Annotated in this window: 1 protein-coding gene; it reads left to right on the top strand. The window is 75.1% G+C overall.

Annotated features, from left to right (window positions below; all coding sequences use genetic code 11):
- Window positions 1-368 precede the first annotated feature (368 nt).
- Window positions 369-1,274, top strand: coding sequence for an alpha/beta fold hydrolase (locus JNW98_RS32845; protein WP_223771951.1), 906 nt, complete (start codon window positions 369-371; stop codon window positions 1,272-1,274).
- The last annotated feature ends 248 nt before the right edge of the window (window positions 1,275-1,522 follow it).

The raw sequence follows: 1,522 nt of genomic DNA, 5'->3' as shown, positions 1-1,522 counted from the left end.
AGCGCCGGGCAGGGCCCGAGCGGGCGGGCCCGCGCGCCCGGGAGGGGCGGTGCGGCCCGTCACCGAGTCCCCGCGCCCCGCAGGGGCGCCAAGCATGACAAGGGCCCCGGCGCCCTCGCGGGCGGCCGGGGCCCCGCCTCCCCGTATTCCCCCTCTGGCGACCCGGGGCCCCGAGCTCCCAGGGTGCGCCTCGCGGACCTGTTTCCCCGAGCGGTCCGCGCCCGAGTCGATTTCTCCCCTTGGCGACGACGGTCAATCCTCGGCCCCGGTCACTCGAACGAGGGGTGTTGAGCGCGAGAACCGTCCCATTCGAAAGGGGGTTCCATAAGGTGGAGCTGTCCGGGGGTGAAGTGGGGATGCCAGGAGTGATGGCGCGGCGTATCGATGTCAGTGGGAGCGGTGGAGTGCGGCTCGCCGCCTGGGAGTTCGCCGACCGGACGCATGCGGTCGACGCGCTGGGCCGGGCGCCGCTCGGTGCCGTGCCGACCGCGGTCCGGGAGCCCGGTGCGGGCGGAGTCCTGCTGCTGCACGGCCTGATGGGCCGCGCGGCGCACTGGGCGGAGACGGCCCGCTGGCTCTCGGCCCGGCACCGCGTGGTGGCCCTCGACCAGCGGGGGCACGGGCGCAGCGAGAAGCCCGTCGGCGGGCCGTACGTCCTGGACGCCTACGTGTCGGACGCCGAGGCGGTGGTCGAACGGCTGGGGCTCGCCCCGGTCACCCTCATCGGCCACGCGATGGGCGCCCTCACGGCCTGGCGGCTGGCGGCCCGCCGGCCCGACCTCGTCCGCGCCCTGGTGATCTGCGACATGCGCGCCTCCGCGTTGGGCGCGGCCACCCAGCGCCGCTGGGGCGAGTGGTTCAAGTCCTGGCCGGTGCCCTTCGCGACGCTGGCGGACGTCCGCCGCTGGTTCGGCCAGGAGGATCCGACCCTGGACCGCCCGGTCCCCGCGCGCGGCGACTTCTACGCCGAGGTGATGGCCGAACGCGCGGACGGCTGGCGTCCGCTCTTCTTCCGGCGGCAGATGCTCACGGCCCGCGAGGCCTACGCCCACGACGCCCACTGGGAGGAGCTGGCCCTCGTCGAGTGCCCCGCCCTCGTCGTCCGCGGCCTGGACGGCGAGCTCGGCCGCGCCGAGGCCCAGGAGATGGTCCGCGTCCTCCCACAGGGCCGCTACGCCGAGGTCGCCGACGCCGGCCACTTCCTCCACTACGACCAGCCGGCCGCCTGGCGCCGCGCGGCCGAGCCCTTCCTCCGGGCGGCGGTGCCGGTGTAGCCACGGCACCGCCCTGACGTGTGAGGAAGGTCGTCCCACTGCTGCCCGCAGTCGCTCGCGGAGCAGTCGTGGACTGGTGGAACGCCCTCCGGGGCCAATAATTCAACAGCCGTTGACATACCGCGCGGCCCGGGTGTGCACTGGAGGGGACAGGCCATCGGAACCGGCCGAAGGAGGCCGTCATGTCCGCGCGTACCGACACCACCGCCACCGCCCACACCGTCACCCCCTCGTCCACCGCGCCGTCC

Origin of the sequence: Streptomyces huiliensis (assembly GCF_020037025.1) — a bacterium.
In the GTDB taxonomy this organism is placed as follows: Bacteria; Actinomycetota; Actinomycetes; order Streptomycetales; family Streptomycetaceae; genus Streptomyces; species Streptomyces huiliensis.
The sequence above is the reverse complement of the archived record's forward strand: the minus strand, read 5'-3'. Positions and strand labels throughout refer to the sequence as shown.

Excerpts from the sequence above, each read along its gene's own strand:
- JNW98_RS32845 (WP_223771951.1), top strand. The coding sequence starts at position 369 with ATGGCGCGGCGTATCGATGTCAGTGGGAGCGGTGGAGTGCGGCTCGCC.